Here is an 18,558-nt window from a genome sequence, read left to right as displayed (position 1 = left end):
TTGATTACGCGCTAAAATCACATATAATTCGCCGCATAAAATAAGAGGTTAAAATTATAATGTTATCTATTGTTGATTATAAAGCTGATAATGCAGCGGAAGAGTTTGTAAAGTCTCTTCATGAAACTGGTTTTGGTGTACTAAAAAACCATCCTTTACAGAAAGATCTTTTAGAGTCTATTTATAACAATTGGGCTGGCTATTTCTCATCGGAAAATAAACAAGACTTTCACTTTAATGTTGACACACAAGACGGATTCTTCCCAGATACAGTAAGTGAAACGGCCAAAGGTCATGACAAAAAAGACATCAAAGAATATTATCACTATTACCCTTGGGGACAGTGTCCGGAAGCATTGCGCGAAGAAGTTCATAACTACTTTGTTCAAGCGAACGAGTTAGCGTCTACACTTTTAGACTGGGTAGAAAAGCACTCTCCTGCAGATGTAGCGGTAAACTACAAAGCAGCGCTGTCTTCAATGATTAAAGATAGCGAACAAACGTTATTACGAATTCTTCATTACCCACCAATTACAGGTGACGAAGAAGTGGGTGCGATTCGTGCAGCAGCACACGGCGACATTAACTTACTAACGGTATTACCCGCGGCAAACCAAGGTGGTTTGCAAGTTCAGAAAAAAGACGGTAGTTGGTTTGATGTACCAGGCGACTTTGGTTGTTTAGTGGTAAATATCGGTGACATGCTGCAAGAAGCGTCAGGCGGTTACTTCCCATCTACTATTCACCGAGTAATTAACCCGGAAGGTGCAGATAGAAGTAAGTCTCGTATTTCTTTACCTCTATTCTTACATCCACGTCCAGACGTTGTATTGTCTGATCGCTATACTGCGGGCGAATACTTAGATGAGCGTTTGCGCGAGTTAGGCGTTAAATAAGCTTCTTTGTACTAGGTAATATGAAGTCATAAAAAAACGGCAGTTAAACTGCCGTTTTTTAGTATCTACTACAAATGTAACTACTATTTCTTATTAGTACATTTGCAGTATTGCGTTGGTATTATTTCCAACCGCACTGACGATTTACATTTTGTTTATCTAACCATGTTTTTAATGGTGCAAAATAGTCAATTACTGCTGTCGCATCCATTTCTTTAGAGCCTGTCATAGCCTCTAAAGCTTCTTGCCAAGGCTTGCTCATGCCCATTTCAAGCATCGCATTTAACTTAGTGCCCACTTCTTTGTTGTTGTAAATTGAACAACGGTGCAGAGGACCCGTTTCGCCGGCTATATCACAAAGCTCTCTATGGAATTGGAACTGTAATATGTGTGCTAAGAAGTAACGTGAATAAGGCGTATTCGCAGGAATGTGGTATTTAGAACCAGCGTCAAAGTTTTCTTCGCTGCGGGCTACCGGAGCTTTCACACCTTGGTATTGCTCACGTAATTTCCACCAACCTTCGTTATATTGGTCAGGTTTTAACTCACCGCTAAATACCTGCCAGCGCCATTTGTCTACCATTAAACCAAATGGTAAAAAGGCAACTTTATCCATAGCCATACGCATTAAAAATGGAAGATCGCCAGATGCATCCGGCTCTTCTTCAATCAAACCAATTTCTTTTAGATATTTTGGTGTAATTGATAATGCTACTGTATCGCCAATAGCTTCGTGGAAACCATCATTAGCACTGCCTCGATACAACAAAGGTTGCTTTTGATTATAGGCACGTTGATAAAAATTATGGCCTAGCTCATGGTGTATTACATTAAACTCCTCACCGGTTTGCTGAATACACATTTTTATACGGTAATCCGTATCTGTAACATCCCATGCACTGGCATGACATACAGAATCTCGGCCTACTGGTTTTTCAAACTGAGAACGAGTCCAAAAAGTGCCTGGTAACTCTTCGAATCCAAGAGAGGTGAAAAAGCCTTCTGCTTGTTCGACCATCTTAATTGGTGTGTAGTTGTGCTCTTTAAGTTTAGTTGTAACATCAACGCCTGTTCCGCCTTCAGGTGCAACTAAGTCATAAATGTTGCCCCAGGTCTGTGCCCACATGTTACCTAGAAGGTGAGCTGGAATTTCGCCTTCGTTAGGAACTACGTCATCGCCGTATTTTTCGTTTAGCTTGGCTCTAACATGACAATGAAGTGAGTCGTATAAGGGTTTTACTTGCCCCCAAACCCTGTCCATTTCATTTGCAAAGGCATCTGGTTCCATGTCGTATTTAGAGCGCCACATTGCGCCAACATCATTAAAGCCTAAATCTTTAGCGCCTTGGTTAGCAATCTCTACAAGGCGGACGTATTTATCTTTCATGCTAGGAGAAACTTTACGCCAATCTATCCAGGCATTTAACATTGCTTCTGGATCATCCGAGGTTGCCATAGTGTTGGATAAGCCAATTAAGTCATACTTGTTGCCATCAGGCGTTGAGCCAGAGCCATAAATCGCAGATAATTTACTTTCGATCTTCGCTAATTCAGAAGCCAGTTCCGGTGAGTCTGCTGGAGCTGGTAAAGTTAGACCGAGTCTTAAAAGGTCTAATTTTCGTTTGGTATCATAATCTAACGTTAAGTCTTTGAACTTTGCGGCACCGTTAGCAAGTTCAATTCCCAAAAGCTTAATTTCTTCATTAGCTTTCGAGGCAATAAATTGAGTATCTTCAGTGATATAGGTTTGAGCTACCCATTCTGCTTTAGCGGCGTATTCATAAATTTCTGAAAGGCGCTGTTCCGCGTTGACAACATAAGCTTTTGCATCAGCTTCAGTTAATTGCTGGTTTTGAGTCGTTACATTATCTGTTTTTGTTTCTACTGAGCAACCAGCTAACGCAATAGATATAGCAGCGGTTAACATTAGTCGTTTAGTTGTAAGGTGTTTTTGCATTTTAGATCCTGATTATTTTATTTTTATGAATCATAAAGTTCAGGATAAAATAACCTAGCTAACTAGTTTCTGCAATATTGGCATAATGTTGATGTTCTTGTTGGATTGCGTTCAGCATTTCGTTGGTCTTTTTGATGGTTCGGATAGACCTAAAAAATGGTTCTGCTTCTGGGTAGTTCATCTTTAAATAAACCATCCATTGTTTCACTCTGTTTGAATAGTAAAGTCCTTTATCGCCTTCAATTTCATATTCAGAATATTTAATTAACAGTGCCAATACCTGAAACCAAGTTAATGGCTGTTGGTCACCTTTAATCCAACTTGCTAAGTTGGGAAGGGCTAATGCACCTCTTCCTAACATAATATTTGTACAGCCTGATCTTGATTGACATAGTCTGGCTTGTTCTGGGTTCCATATTTCGCCATTGGCAATTAGAGGTGTTTTAACGTGCTTGGCAATGAGCGCAATGTGTTCCCAATAAGCGGGTGGTTTGTATCCATCACTTTTTGTTCTTGCATGAATAGCAATTTCAGAGGCACCACCTTCTGATAAAGCTTGTGCGTTTTCTATTGCTAGGCTAGCGTCATCAAAACCTAGTCGCATTTTTGCGGTAACGGGTAAATGCTCAGGGACGGCACTTCTCACTGCTTTTGCTATGTTATAAAGCGTATTGGGGTCTTTAAGTAAAATTGCGCCACCGCGACTTTTATTAACGGCCTTTGCTGGGCAACCAAAGTTAAGGTCTATACCCGGACTACCTAAAGAAGTCGCAACCACGGCATTTTCGGCCAACCAATTAGGTTCTTGTCCAAGTAATTGAATACGAACAGGAGTACCGCTTGGTGTTTTACTCCCGTTGTATAATTCTGGGCAGTATCGATAAAAAACACGATCAGGCAGTTTCTGATCGACAATACGAATAAACTCAGTAACGCATAAGTCGATGCCACCCATGCTGGTAAGCATGTGCCTCATTAGGTGGTCTATTACACCTTCCATAGGCGCCAACGTTATTTTTGGTTTAGTCATCGAGTTCATCTTTAAAAAATTAGGCCGCGTATTATACTGGCTTTGTTAAAAAGTCACCAGTTAGGATTTTCTCACTAGGCTTTTAATGTTTTGAAATTTTGAGCATGTTAAATTAATTGCGTTTTTATATTTTAAGTTAGGAGACACCAATGGAATATGTCCACACTATGGTTCGAGTCAACAATCTTGAAGCATCAATGAAGTTTTATTGTGACCTATTAGGCTTGCATGAAGTTCATCGCCAAGATAGTGAGAAGGGCAGGTTTACACTTGTGTATCTAGCAGCGTCAGACCAGTTAGAAGAAGCAAAAGAAACACAGAAACCTACTATTGAGCTAACCTACAACTGGGATCCGGAAGAGTACACAGGTGGTCGTAACTTTGGGCACTTGGCATTTAGAGTTGATGATATTTATGAGCTTTGTCAAAAGTTACAAGACGGTGGGGTACTGATTAATCGACCGCCAAGATGTGGCCATATGGCATTTGTACGATCACCCGATGGAATTAGCATTGAGTTATTGCAAAAAAATGGCTCATTACCACCAAAAGAACCGTGGGTTTCAATGGAAAACACAGGTTGCTGGTAGTCTTTGATTATTGACAAGCAAGGTCTACTCGTTAGGAAATAATTTAATCGTCTAACAGTGGCCTTGCCATTACACTGTAAAAATATACAAAATGCACAATTAGTGTGGTTAGGTATACACAACTAAACTTGATGCACATCTAATTGTTCACATTGCCAACAAAACTCAAAGTTTGCGTGGTTTTCTTCGCCACAATGAGTGCAATTCCAATCGGGTTTGTCAGTTTTTAATTCTTGCTCTATCGCCTTACACGCTGATCTTGCGCTATCTAAATCACTGTCATTTAATACCCAAAGTTGTGGCCATGCTTCAGTGAAAGGAAGTTCTCCGATTGCTCCAGAGATGTACTCGTTTTTAACTAAATGTTTTATATCTAACCGCTTTAAAGTTTCAATAAAAGGCTGAAGTTCTAGGTTATTGCTACATTGATAAACTTTCTTCATTTAACCGCCTGTTTTTGTGTATTGTTTTATACTATGACCTACTCTGATAGTTTTCGCCAAGTTAACTAAAACAATTAATGCGATGCGTGATAATTATCTTTATAATACCGGCTCGAATTAAAGAGAGAGAGTAATATGCAACTGTTTGTTAATGATTTAACCGTTATCGATTTTTCCTACCTGTGTACTCAACGAGGCATGGTGGGTGAAAGCTGGATTGTCGATTTGACATTACACGGTGAACTTGATGAACAAAATATGGTTTTGGACTTCTCTAAAGTTAAAAAACAAGTTAAACGTATTATTGATGATACGGTTGACCATAAGTTGGCTATTCCAACTGAATACAGTGGTGTTAATGTTCAGCATATCGAGGGACAAGACTACATAAAGGTTGAGTTTGAGTCTAATAGCGGCGAAAAAATCGCGATTTCTAGCCCATCTGACGCTTACTGTTTTGTAGACGCTGACCGCATTGAAATGTCTCATGTGATTAAGCATTTAGCGTCAGTAATCAAGCCTCAACTGCCTGCTAATGTTAAGAAGGTTGAATTGTCTTTAAGAGCGGAAGATATAAGCGGCTTCTATTATCACTACACGCATGGACTAAAAAAGCACGATGGTAATTGCCAACGTATTGCTCATGGCCATCGTTCTAAAATTCAAATCTTTGAAAATGACATGAAATCTCCACGTTTAGAAAAAGAAGCTTCTAAACTGTGGGAAGATATTTATGTGGCGACAGACGAAGATGAAGTAGCTGAATCAGAGTTAGAATTCATTTCAAAAACACAAAGCCAGGTTGCATACAAATATGAGTCTTCTCAAGGTAAGTTTGAGTTAGCAATGGAAAAAGCTTCTGTCTACTCCATGCCCGTGGATACGACGGTAGAACTAATAGCTCAATACCTTGCCGATAAATTAAAAGCTCAGTACCCGCACAACAACTATAAAGTAGTGGCTTATGAAGGTGTTGCAAAAGGCGCAATTGCATTCGCTTAGTAAAAAATAGCTTTAGCATTGCAGTGGATATTTGGTCAGTTTAAACGGTAAATTTAATGAAGGATGTTATTAAATGAAATTGATAGTAATTAAACGACTTTTAATGAAGCGACTATTCATAGTGGCTTCCATTCTTTTTTACGTCGCCAATGCCAATGCTAATAACAAAACAGATATTAACGTTTCAACTGACGGGACTAGAACAACCCTTTTTGGTGATGTTATTCAAGGCGGTTTGTTATATGGAAAGTCAACGGAAGCTGTCACAAGCGTTAAAATTGATGGCGTAAAGGTTCCTGTTCATCCTAATAATAATCTGTTTGTATTTGGCTTTGGTGTAGATGCACAGGAGCAGTCAGAACTAGTTATTACTTATGTTGATGGAAGCGTTGATAGACAGCCATTAAAGGTTGCCCAACGTGAATATAAAATAGATAGAGTCAATGGCGTTGCTAAAAAATACGTGTCGCCTCCTAAGTCTGTGTTGAGCCGAATAAGCTCTGACTCTGCTAAGGTCAAAAAAGCTCGCGAGAAAATGTCTTATCGTACCGACTTCCTTGAAAAATCTATACGACCTGCAGAAGGGCGCATTAGTGGAGTTTATGGTTCGAGACGTGTATTTAATGGTGTACCAAAACGTCCACACTTTGGTTTAGATATAGCTGGACCTACTGGAACCAAAGTTATCGCGCCTTGGGCGGGAAAAGTCGTGTTAGCAGAGCCTGATTTGTATTATTCAGGTGGTACTTTAATTATCGATCATGGCTTAGGCGTGACATCAACCTACATTCATTTAAGTAAAGTTGATGTAAAGGTAGGTGATGAAGTTCAGCAAGGTGATAAAATTGCTGAGATTGGTGCTACCGGAAGAGTAACAGGCCCGCATTTAGATTGGCGTCTGAATTGGTTTAATCGCCGATTAGATCCTGCCTTACTATTAGACGAATAACCTCTGTATAAGCTAGTTGGATTAAGAGCGTTACTTAAGCCAGCTAATAAATCTCGTTAAATAAAAGTTTAAATCAAAACATTCAATCAAAACATTAAAAAGCCTAACTAAAACTATGCTTAGTTAGGCTTTGTTCTTTCTAGTTATAGGCTATACGAAGTATAAGCTTTCAGAAAGCTAAGCTTTAAAAAGTATAGGCTTTAAGAATGCTTTGTTAGTTAAGCCACTTACTCAGCTTGTCTTTATTTTCAATCGTAAACCCAGCAACAAACTTATTGTTTTGACCAAACGTTATGTCAGAGCAGTAAAGTAAATCTTTCCTAAAGTAGTGAATTACATTCTCTGAGTCTTTAACAGCATTTTTTAATAAAGGCTCGATGGCGTCACTATTAATTTTGAGGTTGTTAAAAGCAATTAACGTATCTCCTGTTGCAATACCAGCTTGCTGTGCAGGCGAGCCTTCTAATACTTGTCTTACTACAATATTACCTTGAACATTAGCTAATACAGCCCCAAGCCAAGGTGCTGACTTCGTATTTTTAATTGTTTCTCGAGTGAGACTTTGAGGCTGCTCTTCAGATTGGGTTTGTATAAAGCTTAGCGGCTTAAACCACTGACTTGGTTTTTCTTGATCATAGTAGTCTAAATCTAGCCCAACACGTTTAAATGTTTCCTTTAAGTTTACTTTTTCTTTGCTATACAATAATTCGAGAAAAGTAGAGTAATCTTCGCCGGACAAAAAGTTACTAAACAGGCTTTCTAAGTCTTGCTGTGTTGTGCCTAAGTTATTGACGCCAAACTTAACCCAAGCGGTTTGCATTAGGTCTTTAAGTGACTGTTCGCCGTTTGATTGTTTTCGGATGGCAATGTCAGCAAAACAAGCAATAACAGCGCCTTTAACGTAGTAACTTACTATTTGATCAGGTGCTGTATCGTCTTGTTGATAGAACTTTGTCCACGTTAAAAAGCTACTTTCCGTTACCGACTGTCTAAGTTGTCCTTTACCTCGTTCTAGGCGGGTAAGGGCTTTTGCTAGCGCATTTAAGTATGCTTCACTAGAAATAGTATGAGTGGCTACCAAGCTGAAATCATCAAAATAAGACGTCATTCCCTCATAAAACCAAAGTTGGTCGGTATAGACCTCTTTGTTCAATTGATAAGGAATAAACTCGGTTGGTTTTAAACGTTTTACGTTCCAAGTATGAAGATATTCGTGACTGCATAAACTTAAAAAAGTTTGATATCCGTCAGTAATCGCTGCGTCATCATTAATGATATCAAAGCGACTCGCTACCAATGCTGTTGAGTTTAAATGCTCGAGCCCACCAAAACCATTGTCGGTTATCATGGTCAAAAACAGATATTGGTCTACATCAGTAGGCAATCCACCAAACATATCAGCGTGAAACTGGCAAAGAGGCGTTAAGTCTTTGGCGACGCGAGTTAGCGAACCAAAATGTTGACCAACGGTTACCACGTGGTGCGGAATTTGATTTATTTCAAAGGTGGCAATGTCTAATTCGCCAAATAATATTGGATAGTCGGTAAATGCAAGATAACCTTCAATACTGTATTCGCCCCAACTGAAAGCTTTAGTATTAATTCCCTTAGATAACCCAGAGGCAGGTAGCCAGTTTTTACAAATTGAAGACGTAGGCTTATTTAAAATGACATTGCAAACTTGGTGTTCATGACCTTTGATTGCAAAGCAACTACTTGCTGGATTAATAAAACCATATTGTTGATCTAAATAGGCTTTACGTACGCTTAAATCAAACGCGTAATATTTGTACTCTATCGTTACGGGTTTATTATTGTGTTGTAACTTAAATGTACTTTTGTCAGTAGCGTGCAATGTAAGTGAGCCATGTTTGTCAAACGCCTTAATCTCTAGTACGTGCTTGGCAAAGTCTCTTATCATGTAGCTGCCAGGAATCCAGTTTGGCAAATATAATTCATCTACTGTTTCAGTTAGAGGGGTATATTCTATTTTTATATTAAATAAATGTGCATTTGGGTCTTCAATTGAAAAGTGATAATTAACCGTCGACATAACAAAATTCGTCCATAGTGACTAAAAAAATAACACTTAATGGAAATAACATAAGTATTCATCAAGGTTACTGTAAGAATAGGTTTATAATAGAGTTAAACCAATAAAGAGTAGAGTGATCATATGGAATATTCAGAAAAAGTCCAAGCCAGAATTAATTATGCAACAACCTACACCACAAAAACGGTATTCCCAGGTCGAACAAATCATCACAACACTTTATTCGGTGGTGAGGCTTTAGCCTGGATGGATGAGGTGGCTTTTATATGTGCAACTCGTTTTTGTCGCAAACCACTGGTAACAATATCGTCTGACCGAGTCGATTTTAAAGAGCCTATCCCTGCAGGTTCAATTGTTGAATTGGTGGCGAGTGTTTCACAAATAGGTCGAACGAGCATGGTTGTTGAAGTGAATATCTTTATTGAAGGTATGTACCAAGATGATAAACATAAGGCGATTTCTGGTTCATTTAAGTTTGTTGCGTTAGACAAAGATAGAAAACCTACGCCGGTACTTTCAGATATAGAAATGTAAAACTGAACTTTTTGTCTTGTCATTAAATAGCATTCCCGTTTATATTGCTCTCAAATTATAAAAATAGAAGAGCAATATAGATGAAGAATTTACAACAGTGGTTGTCGGAATATGGCGAAAGCCACCAAAACAGTACAAACAAAGTTATTCACTACCTTTGTGTCCCCGCCATTTTTATGACAGTGGTAGGCCTATTATGGGCAATTCCATTTCCAGTTGAGAATGTTTCACCAATGGTTAACTGGGCAACGCTACTTTTGATCCCAGCTATGTTGTTTTACATTAAACTTTCCGTTTTTCTTGGTTTAGGCATGATTATCTTTTCAACTTTAACCGTCTTATTTGTCCACTGGTGGTCTTTAAATATGGATATGTCAGTGTTGATGATGTCTATCATTGTGTTTGTCGCAGCTTGGGTGCTGCAGTTTGTTGGTCACAAAATTGAGGGTAAAAAGCCATCGTTTTTTAAAGATGTTCAGTTTTTAATGATTGGTCCTGCTTGGATATTTTGTCATTTATTCGGATTGGATAAGCAGGAAGCTTAATACAAATATTCACCTCTGTTATGCGACTAACGACCCGCTTAGCGGGTCTACTTACCGTATTTAATAAACCCTTCTCCTTATAATGTATTCAGTAGCTGTTTTGCGCTGAGGGGCGATATAAATTTGAATGTACAAACACTTTTAGACGACAGAAAAAAATTCTTTTGGATATTGCACATCGTCGGCTGGTGCAGTTTTGCGCTTGTTCACTACATTGGCTCCTTTGTTGATAACTTCAGAGACAGTTACATATTTATCATCATTTCTGATGCTTACATTGGCGCTATGCTTACTTTACCGTTAAGGTATTTGTATCAAAAAGTATGGGAGATGACGCCGACTAAACTTATTGTAACCATACTCAGTGCGTCGTTTGTTGTTGGCATAACATGGGGCGTGATAAAGCGCTTTAGTTTTTTCGAATTCTATAAATTTGGTTCACACCCAGAAGACTGGACCTACTACTTCCACAATACATTAGGCAGCTTTTATATTGTTCTGTGCTGGAGCGGATTGTATTTTGGTATCAAATACTACCAAATGTTACAAAAAGAAAGGCAGAAAGTACTTACAGCAGCAAACATGGCAAACCAAGCACAACTAAAAATGTTGCGCTATCAATTGAATCCACATTTTTTGTTTAACACACTAAATGCGATATCCACACTCATTATGTGTGAAGAAAATAATACGGCCAATAGAATGGTTAGCAAGTTAAGCGAGTTTTTAAGACATTCATTACACACAGATCCCATAAAAAAAGTGCCTCTTAAGCAAGAGATTAAAGCGTTGTCGCTTTACTTAGAGATTGAAAAAATTAGATTTGAAGACAGGTTAACGGTTAACTGGAAGGTTTCTGAAGATGCTGAACAAGCTTTAGTTTCCTAGTTTACTGCTGCAACCACTAATCGAAAACTCAATTAAGTATGCCATCGCTGCTTGCGATGATGGCGGCATTATATCGGTAAGCGCCGAAACATTTGGTCATGACTTGTTATTAGAGGTAAAAGACAATGGACCTGGCTTAGATAATGGTCATTATAATACTAGCCAGAAGGGTGTTGGCGTCGGTATAACTAATATAAAAGAGCGTTTACAAAATTTGTATGATGATCATTCATTTGTATTGTCATCGGTAGAACCAAATGGGTTGAAGGTAAATATCCGTATCCCATTAGAATTTGAAGCTGAGTAGGACTTGTTTAATGTTAAAAACTATTAAAACGATAATTGTAGACGACGAGCCTCTTGCGCGTAAGGGCTTGTTATTAAGGCTGAATAAATTCGAACGTGTTGAAGTTATCGAGCAATGTAAGAATGGCCACCAAGCCATTGAAAAAATTATTGAGTTAAAGCCGGATTTAGTATTTCTAGACATTCAAATGCCTGGTATGACAGGTTTTGATGTTCTAAGTAAGCTACAACAAGAAATAAGCAACCTCCCTAAAATTGTATTTGTTACCGCTTACGATCAGTACGCGTTAAAGGCATTTGAAGTACATGCAATTGACTACCTATTAAAGCCAGTTGATGAAGAACGTTTGCAGGAATGTATGCAAAAAGTTGAACGAAGCTTTTTAACGAATCACGATACAGAGCAACAATTGCAATTAGTTAAATTAATGGCGCAGTTAACCGGCTCAAATTCTGATGAGATTTTAGATAGCTTAGCAAAAGGTGAACCGCTCGCTGTGCAGGGGTATAGAGACTATATTTCGGTAAAAGATGTAGGTGAAACCACTCGAATTGCTGTACATGATGTCCTTTGGGTTGATGCTGCTGGTGATTATATGTGTGTTCATTGTAATGATGGTGAAACGCATATTTTACGTAAAACAATGAAGCAACTTGAACAAGAACTGAACCCTAGATTGTTTGTCCGAGTTCACCGTTCAGTGTTAGTAAATAATAACGCAGTAAAGAAAGTACTCACATTAAGCAACGGTGAATACGTTATACAGTTAAATAATGAGCATGAAATTAGAGTCAGTAGAAGCTACCGAGATAAGGTGCGATCACTATTTTTGTAGGCGTTTGCAGAAAAAACCAACAAATAATGAGCTTTTGCCGATTTTATTAAGCCAAGCGCCTTAAATTTAAGGTGATTAGGGGTAACTTAGCAGGCTATATTTTTTAACTTAAATAAATCTGTGGGATAACTTTGGATAAAAAAGAATTCTATCGTGAAATAACCATGCAAGCGAAAGCATTGTGTGAAGGCGAACCTAATTTAATTGCTAACCTTTCGAACATTAGTGCCATTCTTTTTGAAAGATTAGACGATGTAAATTGGGCAGGATTTTATTTGATGGGTGAAAGTGTAAACGGTCAATCAGAAGAACTTATTCTGGGTCCTTTTCAAGGGCGAGCGGCTTGTGTTCGTATTCCAGTTGGTCGTGGTGTTTGCGGTACTGCCGTGTCTCAAAACAAAACTCAATTGATTATGGACGTACATGAATTTGACGGTCATATTGCCTGTGACGCAGCAAGTAACTCAGAAGTTGTTGTACCAATTAATGTTAATGGCAAGTTAGTTGCGGTACTAGACATTGATAGTCCAACAGTCGGCCGTTTCAAACAAGCAGATGCTGACGGAATGGAACAGTTGGTAGAAATGATCCAAAGTATTTGGTCTTAGTCCATAATGAAAGAGTTTATAGACGTTCGTGACTTTTTAGTTGGCATTGAAATCGTAGGTGATTGGGATGGCGACGAAGAAGAAGTAGTAGAACGAATAAATGAAATGGTTTATCAAGCATACGGAATGTTGCCTGACCACACTACACCATTGATGGCTGAAAAATTATTCGACGAGTTATGGGAAGCAGTAGCTGGCCAAGACTTTGTTATAGAAAATGAATTAGATGAATTAGAAAGCTGGTTAACTAGCTTTGTAGTTCAGAAATTAGATGAAATAGAGAACGATTAATGCAATCTCAACAGAAAACAGACCTTAAAACGGTTATTGAATTTTTAGCAAATAAATTTCCACAAAGCTTCAGTATCAAGGGCGCAGCTAAACCATTAAAAATCGGTATTTTTAATGATATTGCAGCGGAATTGACCGATGAAGATCCTGTCTCTAAAACGCAAGTTCGTCATGCGTTACGTCGCTATACAAATAGCTGGAGATACCTAGAGGCAGTAGAGAAAGGTGGGATGAGAGTAGATTTAGTAGGTGCTGATGTTGAGGCTCTAACTAACGAACATATTGAACATGCAAAATCTCAATTAGCTGAAAGTAAAGCTAAGTTTGATGAGAAGCGTAAAGCTGCTGCGAAAAAGGATGCTCCAAAGCGTCCAGCTAAGTCAGTGAAAAACCCGCCTAAGCGCAAGCCAAAAACAGAAAAAGCCCCACAAAAGAACCTGAGCCAGCTAAAGAATTAGTGAGCAATGAAGACTTTAGTGAAGGAACGTCTGTTTTAGTTAAGTTAGGAATGAAACCAATGGCTGCGACAATTGTCGAAGCTTCAAAGGGAGAGGTTTCAGTTCAGTTATCTTCAGGTATGGTTATGAAGGTATCAAAGGATAGTATTTTTAAAGCATAGGAGCGTATATGCAGACAGTTAAGAACGTATTAGCAAGCTCGATAATCGCATCTTTATCTTTTTTCAGTGTTGCAAATGCTGAGACTAAAGTTGAAGATTTTGTTGTTCCAGATTTGGTACAGGAAGCACAGCACAAAGTCGCTTCAAAAAGGATCACGGCCTGGTTTTCTCGTTCGCATTATAAAAAGGTTCACTTAGATGATGAACTGTCTGCCAAAATCTACGATAGATATTTACGTAATTTAGATTATAACAAAGCTTATTTACGGCTGCCGATATAGCCAAATTTGATCAATATGCCGATCAATTTGATGACGGTATTAGTAAAGGCTCTCTAGATTTTGCTTTTGAATTGTTTGAAGAGTCTATTAAACGACGAGTGGATAGATACAAACAAGCTATCGAATGGTTAGCGTTACCAATGGACTTTACCAAAGATGACGTCTTTTATTTCGATAGAGAAGAAACTCCATGGGCAAAGTCGACTGCGGAACTTGATGAGTTTTGGCTCAAAAATTAAAGTATGATGCGTTGAACTTAAAACTTGCTGGTAAAGACGTTGAAGGTATCAAAGAGACGTTAAAAAACGCTATGTAAATGCAATTCGCCGATTGACTCAGTCCCAAAATGAAGATGCTTTTCAGTTAGTGATGAACTCGTTCGCTCGCAGCATAGAAGCTCATACGTCTTATTTATCTCCTCGTAGAGCGGACCGCTTTAAAGTTGAAATGAACTTAGAGTTAGAAGGTATCGGAGCGGTACTTCAGCCTGTAGATGAGTTTACTGTTATTCGCAGTCTAGTTCCTGGTGGACCAGCAGATCAAACGAATAAATTAAAACCAGAAGATAAGATTATCGGCGTAGCTCAAGGTAAAGAAGATTATGTAGACGTTATAGGCTGGCGTTTAGACGATGTTGTTGAGCTTATCAAAGGTAAAAAAGGCACTGAGGTAAAACTTCAAGTTGTACGTGGTGACAACTCATTAGCTAGCGCTAAAGAAGTTTCTATTATTAGAGATAAAGTAAGACTTGAAGACAGAGCCGCAGATTCAGAAGTCTTCGAGTCACAGACTGGTGAGTTAGGTGCAAAAGTTGGGGTGATTACTGTCCCTAGTTTTTACAATAACTTGTCGGAAGACGTAAAAGTTCAAGTTAAAAAATTAAAGACCAAAACGTTGAAGGCATTATTGTTGACCTTCGAGGTAATGGCGGTGGCTCTTTAACTGAAGCGTCATTATTAACTGGTTTATTTATTGATAAAGGGCCAGTTGTACAAATTAGAAATAGCATTGGAAATATAAGCCAACGCGGTGACTATGATGGCGTTAGTTATTATGACGGTCCACTTACCGTTTTAGTAGATAGGTATAGTGCTTCTGCATCAGAAATATTTGCAGCAGCTTTGCAAGATTATGGTCGTGCGCTAGTTGTTGGTGAACAAACCTTTGGTAAAGGTACCGTTCAAGAGCATCGCGGAATAGGCAGAGCATTTGATCGATTTGATAATAAACTTGGGTCAATTCAATTTACTATCGCTAAGTTTTATAGAATTGATGGCGGCAGTACCCAAAATAAAGGCGTTGTTCCAGACATCATCTTTCCATCGGCTATAGAAGCAGCAGAGTGGGGAGAAAGTCAGGAAGAAAACGCATTGCCTTGGGATAATATTCGCCCAGCTAAATATAAGACTTCTGCGTTGGTGTCTAGTCAGGTTGATTTGTTAAATAAACGTCACCTATCACGTATAGCTAAAGAGCCTGAATTTAATTATTTATTTAGTGATATCGCTGAATATAAGATCAACAAAGAAAAGAACTTTATTTCTCTTAATGAGGCTGAGCGGTTAGCTGAAAAAGAGAAGAATAAATCTGAGCGTTTAGTTCGAATTAATGAAAGACTAAAGCGCTTTGGCTTAGAGCCAATTGAGTCAGTAGATGATGATTTACCAGAGCAACTAGAGAAACTAGACCCTTTTCTTGAAGAGTCTGCTCGAATCGTTGCGGACCTAGTGTCGTCAGGTCAGTTTGCTAAAGTGACTAAGTAGTTAATAATCGGGTTAAAGAAGAGCAGCCTTAGGCTGCTTTTTTATATAAGAATAAAAACAATAATAATAAAACACAATTTAAGGGGGACACATGTCAACAAATGTTGATCATGGTCAATGGTCTAGCAGACTAGCGTTTATTTTAGCAGCTACGGGTTCTGCCGTTGGTTTAGGAAACGTATGGAAGTTTCCATACATAATGGGCGAGAACGGTGGTGGTGCTTTTGTCATCGTATATCTAGTCTGTATTTTTGCAATTGGTATACCTGTCATGATGGCGGAAGTATTAATTGGTCGTCGTGGACGATTAAGCCCCGGAAACTCAGTAAGAGCATTGGCGTTAGAAGCCAAGGCAAATACTAAATGGAGTTTAGTTGTTGGGTTGGCTTGATTGCGGGCTTTTTAATTTTATCCTTTTATGCGGTTATTGCTGGTTGGGCAATTTCTTATATATTTGAGTCAGCAGCGGGTAACTTTGTTGGTGCTTCGCCAGAAAAAATTCAGAATATTTTTAACGAATTACAAACAGATCCGTCTACGTTAATAATGTGGACAAGCATAGTGCTTGCTGTCACTGGCTTAATTGTTGGTAAAGGCCTTAAAAATGGTCTTGAACGTGCTGTGACATACGCAATGCCTACAATGTTTGTATTGTTACTCGTAATTGCTGGTTATGCGGCCATTAATGGTGACTTTGCAAAAACTATAGAATTTATGTTTTACCCTGACTTCTCAAAATTAACATTTTCAGGAGTTTTGATAGCACTAGGTCACGCTTTCTTTACACTAAGTTTAGCGTCAGGCGCAATGATGATTTACGGTGCTTATTTACCTCAAAAAACCAGTATCTCTCAATCTGTTGTTGCTATTGCAATTGCGGACACAGTGATTGCTCTAATTGCTGGTTTAGCAATTTACCCAATCGTTTTTGGTAATGGTTTAGAGGCAACTGCTGGTCCTGGATTAGTATTCGTAAGCTTGCCAATCGCCTTCGGACAAATGTGGGGTGGTATCGTTTTTGGAACGCTATTCTTTGTAATGTTGGGGTTTGCTGCCTTTACTTCTGCAATAGCAATGGTTGAATCAGCTGTTGCATGGCTAGTAGAGCGACTGGCCTTTTCTCGTGGAAAAGCGGCATTTACAGCAGTTATAAGTTTGTGGTTTGTTAGTATGCTTACAGTATTCTCTTTCACGGGCGCTGAATGGGCCAAGTTAGATTTTGTTTTTGTGGGTAAACATGTTTCAAATTATTTTGAATTGATTGACCACCTTACAGCCGATGTATTACTACCTCTAGGTGGCTTGGCTACTGCTGTTTTTGTGGCTTGGATAATGCAAAAAGAAGCGGTCAAACAAGAGCTTAATTTATCTGAGGGTTTGTTTAACCTTTGGTATGTAACGTTGCGTTGGTTTACGCCAGTAGCGGTTCTATTTGTTTTTCTAAACCTAATAGGGTTAATGAGCTTTGGCTCTTAATCGCAGTATATTTTTTTAGAGGATTTTCACTTGAAATCACCACAACAACCTTCATTTTTTGACGCGATAATACCGTTACTATTTTTGGTATTGTTATTGGCTGCGTCTGTTGGGCTTTACGGAGCTGATAGCTCTTATGGCCCAAATCAAATCGTTTTATTATTAGCAACAGCAGTAGCGTGTTTGATAGGTATTAAAAACGGTTATAAATGGGATCAATTAGAAGAGGCTATGATACATGGCATCTCTGTTTCAATGGGTGCTATTTTTATATTGTTAGCGGTAGGTTTTCTTTAATTGGTACATGGTTACTAGCCGGCACCGTGCCAACACTAATTTACTTTGGTTTGGAAATTTTGGACCCTGACTGGTTTTATGCTGCTGCCTGTTTATTAAGTGCGATTGTAGCAATGAGCATAGGTAGTTCATGGACAACAGCAGCTACGGTAGGTGTTGCGCTGATGGGCATCGCAACTGGTATTGGCATGTCACCAGCAATTGCAGCCGGTGCCGTAGTGAGTGGCGCGTATTTTGGAGATAAAATAAGCCCGTTATCTGAAACAACTAACCTTGCTCCTGCAGTGTCAGGAAGCGACCTGTTTGACCATATTCGTCACATGCTTTGGACAACGGTACCGTCTTTTGTAATTGCGCTAATACTGTTTACTATTTTAGGTTTTACTGAACAGGCAAGTGCTGAAAACGTTTCTATAGGTAACGTACAAGAAATTATTAGCAGTACTTACGACGTTTCATTAATTCATTTATTTCCACTATTAATTTTAGTTGTGATGGCTATTAAAAAGGTTCCTGCCTTTCCAGCTATCTTCATCGGTGCGCTAATTGGCGCAGTTTGGGGATACATTTTTCAGCCAGACCTTTTAGCTAGCATCGCCGGTGGCAATGGTTTTGTTGAAAAAGTATCAGTAGTTTGGAAAGCAATGTTTGACGGGTTTAGTGTAGTAACCGGTGACGACAACATGGACAAGTTGTTAAGTGGTGGTGGTATGTCATCTATGCTTAATACAACTTGGTTGATCATGACTGCATTGATGTTTGGTGCCGTTATGGAGAAATTGGGACTTCTAGCGGTTTTTGTTAGAAGTATCTTATCTGCAGCAAAATCCTCTGGCTCGCTGATCACAGCAACAATAGGTACCGCTTTGGTATTAATGTAGTGACAGCCGACCAATATATGTCATTGGTAATGACGGGTCGTATGTATAGAGAAGAATATGAGCGCCGTGGATTAGAGAATGTTAACTTATCTAGAGCGTTAGAAGATGGTGTACGATTACAAGCCCACTGATTCCTTGGAATACTTGTGGTGCCTACATGGCAGGCGTGTTGCTTGTCAGTCCACTTGAGTATTGGCAATATGCCTTCTTTAATTTACTTAACCCTATCCTAGCGATAACGTTTGCCTACCTAGGAATAAAGGTACTCAAAAAGCAAGCTGCCTAGCATATAAGGTAGTACACAGTAATTAAA

Annotated in this window: 17 protein-coding genes and 3 pseudogenes; 16 read left to right on the top strand and 4 right to left on the bottom strand. The window is 38.8% G+C overall.

Features of this window, described 5'->3' with window-relative positions:
* The first annotated feature begins 56 nt into the window (after window positions 1–56).
* Entirely contained in the window at window positions 57–896 is an 840-nt protein-coding gene (locus tag GNP35_RS04615; RefSeq protein WP_330997769.1) for a 2OG-Fe(II) oxygenase family protein, read from the top strand.
* 121 nt (window positions 897–1,017) lie between these two features.
* On the opposite strand, the gene GNP35_RS04610 is transcribed toward GNP35_RS04615, so the two are convergent.
* Window positions 1,018–2,853, bottom strand: a complete 1,836-nt coding sequence (locus tag GNP35_RS04610; protein ID WP_155694938.1) for a M2 family metallopeptidase — start codon at window positions 2,851–2,853, stop codon at window positions 1,018–1,020.
* A gap of 58 nt (window positions 2,854–2,911) precedes the next feature.
* Complete coding sequence (locus GNP35_RS04605; RefSeq protein ID WP_196492427.1) at window positions 2,912–3,883, bottom strand: tRNA-dihydrouridine synthase; 972 nt, start codon at window positions 3,881–3,883, stop codon at window positions 2,912–2,914.
* Between the two features lie 149 nt (window positions 3,884–4,032).
* Here GNP35_RS04605 and GNP35_RS04600 point away from each other — a divergent pair, with 149 nt between their 5' ends.
* Entirely contained in the window at window positions 4,033–4,473 is a 441-nt protein-coding gene (locus tag GNP35_RS04600) for a VOC family protein (protein WP_155694936.1), read from the top strand.
* A gap of 122 nt (window positions 4,474–4,595) precedes the next feature.
* Here GNP35_RS04600 and GNP35_RS04595 read toward each other — a convergent pair whose 3' ends face one another.
* Window positions 4,596–4,916, bottom strand: coding sequence for a putative signal transducing protein (locus tag GNP35_RS04595; RefSeq protein ID WP_155694934.1), 321 nt, complete (start codon window positions 4,914–4,916; stop codon window positions 4,596–4,598).
* 135 nt (window positions 4,917–5,051) lie between these two features.
* Between GNP35_RS04595 and GNP35_RS04590 the strand changes: the two genes are divergently transcribed.
* Both GNP35_RS04590 and GNP35_RS04585 read left to right on the top strand, forming a co-directional pair.
* Window positions 5,052–5,918: a 6-carboxytetrahydropterin synthase gene (locus GNP35_RS04590; RefSeq protein WP_155694932.1), complete on the top strand. Its 867-nt coding sequence runs from the start codon at window positions 5,052–5,054 to the stop codon at window positions 5,916–5,918.
* 73 nt (window positions 5,919–5,991) lie between these two features.
* Window positions 5,992–6,867, top strand: a complete 876-nt coding sequence (locus GNP35_RS04585) for a M23 family metallopeptidase (protein ID WP_230961310.1) — start codon at window positions 5,992–5,994, stop codon at window positions 6,865–6,867.
* Window positions 6,868–7,081: 214 nt separating this feature from the next.
* Here the strand turns inward: GNP35_RS04585 and GNP35_RS04580 are convergent, their stop codons facing one another.
* Window positions 7,082–8,920, bottom strand: a complete 1,839-nt coding sequence (locus tag GNP35_RS04580) for a M61 family metallopeptidase (RefSeq protein ID WP_155694930.1) — start codon at window positions 8,918–8,920, stop codon at window positions 7,082–7,084.
* A gap of 123 nt (window positions 8,921–9,043) precedes the next feature.
* Between GNP35_RS04580 and GNP35_RS04575 the strand changes: the two genes are divergently transcribed.
* The 12 genes and pseudogenes from GNP35_RS04575 to nhaC all read left to right on the top strand — a co-directional run bounded on the left by GNP35_RS04575 (window position 9,044) and on the right by nhaC (window position 18,531).
* Window positions 9,044–9,454, top strand: coding sequence for an acyl-CoA thioesterase (locus GNP35_RS04575; RefSeq protein WP_155694928.1), 411 nt, complete (start codon window positions 9,044–9,046; stop codon window positions 9,452–9,454).
* Between the two features lie 80 nt (window positions 9,455–9,534).
* Window positions 9,535–9,999: an Mpo1 family 2-hydroxy fatty acid dioxygenase gene (locus tag GNP35_RS04570; protein WP_155694926.1), complete on the top strand. Its 465-nt coding sequence runs from the start codon at window positions 9,535–9,537 to the stop codon at window positions 9,997–9,999.
* A gap of 123 nt (window positions 10,000–10,122) precedes the next feature.
* Window positions 10,123–11,194 (top strand): annotated as a pseudogene (locus GNP35_RS04565) (sensor histidine kinase).
* A 10-nt stretch (window positions 11,195–11,204) separates the two neighbouring features.
* A complete protein-coding gene (locus GNP35_RS04560; RefSeq protein WP_155694924.1) occupies window positions 11,205–12,029 on the top strand; it encodes a LytR/AlgR family response regulator transcription factor in 825 nt (274 codons plus the stop codon).
* A gap of 131 nt (window positions 12,030–12,160) precedes the next feature.
* A complete protein-coding gene (locus tag GNP35_RS04555; protein WP_196492426.1) occupies window positions 12,161–12,637 on the top strand; it encodes a GAF domain-containing protein in 477 nt (158 codons plus the stop codon).
* Window positions 12,638–12,643: 6 nt separating this feature from the next.
* Window positions 12,644–12,928: a hypothetical protein gene (locus GNP35_RS04550; protein WP_155694922.1), complete on the top strand. Its 285-nt coding sequence runs from the start codon at window positions 12,644–12,646 to the stop codon at window positions 12,926–12,928.
* The gene (gene proQ / locus GNP35_RS04545) at window positions 12,928–13,386 is read left to right on the top strand and encodes an RNA chaperone ProQ (RefSeq protein ID WP_230961309.1); all 459 of its coding nucleotides are present in this window, start codon (window positions 12,928–12,930) and stop codon (window positions 13,384–13,386) included. The genes GNP35_RS04550 and proQ overlap by 1 nt, the downstream gene beginning before the upstream one ends.
* Window positions 13,386–13,547, top strand: a complete 162-nt coding sequence (locus GNP35_RS16240; RefSeq protein WP_330997712.1) for a hypothetical protein — start codon at window positions 13,386–13,388, stop codon at window positions 13,545–13,547. The genes proQ and GNP35_RS16240 overlap by 1 nt, the downstream gene beginning before the upstream one ends.
* A gap of 8 nt (window positions 13,548–13,555) precedes the next feature.
* Window positions 13,556–15,591: pseudogene (gene prc / locus GNP35_RS16005) on the top strand (carboxy terminal-processing peptidase).
* A 91-nt stretch (window positions 15,592–15,682) separates the two neighbouring features.
* Window positions 15,683–15,982 (top strand): SLC5/6 family protein, encoded by a 300-nt coding sequence (locus tag GNP35_RS16235; protein WP_330997711.1) that lies wholly within the window; start codon window positions 15,683–15,685, stop codon window positions 15,980–15,982.
* Complete coding sequence (locus GNP35_RS04535; RefSeq protein ID WP_330997710.1) at window positions 15,955–17,067, top strand: sodium-dependent transporter; 1,113 nt, start codon at window positions 15,955–15,957, stop codon at window positions 17,065–17,067. The genes GNP35_RS16235 and GNP35_RS04535 overlap by 28 nt, the downstream gene beginning before the upstream one ends.
* A 30-nt stretch (window positions 17,068–17,097) precedes the next feature.
* A pseudogene (gene nhaC / locus GNP35_RS04530) lies at window positions 17,098–18,531 on the top strand (Na+/H+ antiporter NhaC).
* Window positions 18,532–18,558 lie beyond the last annotated feature (27 nt).

The organism is Psychrosphaera haliotis (genome assembly GCF_009728465.1).
GTDB lineage: Bacteria > Pseudomonadota > Gammaproteobacteria > Enterobacterales > Alteromonadaceae > Psychrosphaera > Psychrosphaera haliotis.
Note: the sequence above shows the minus strand (reverse complement) of the source record. Positions and strands in the feature narration are given on the sequence as shown.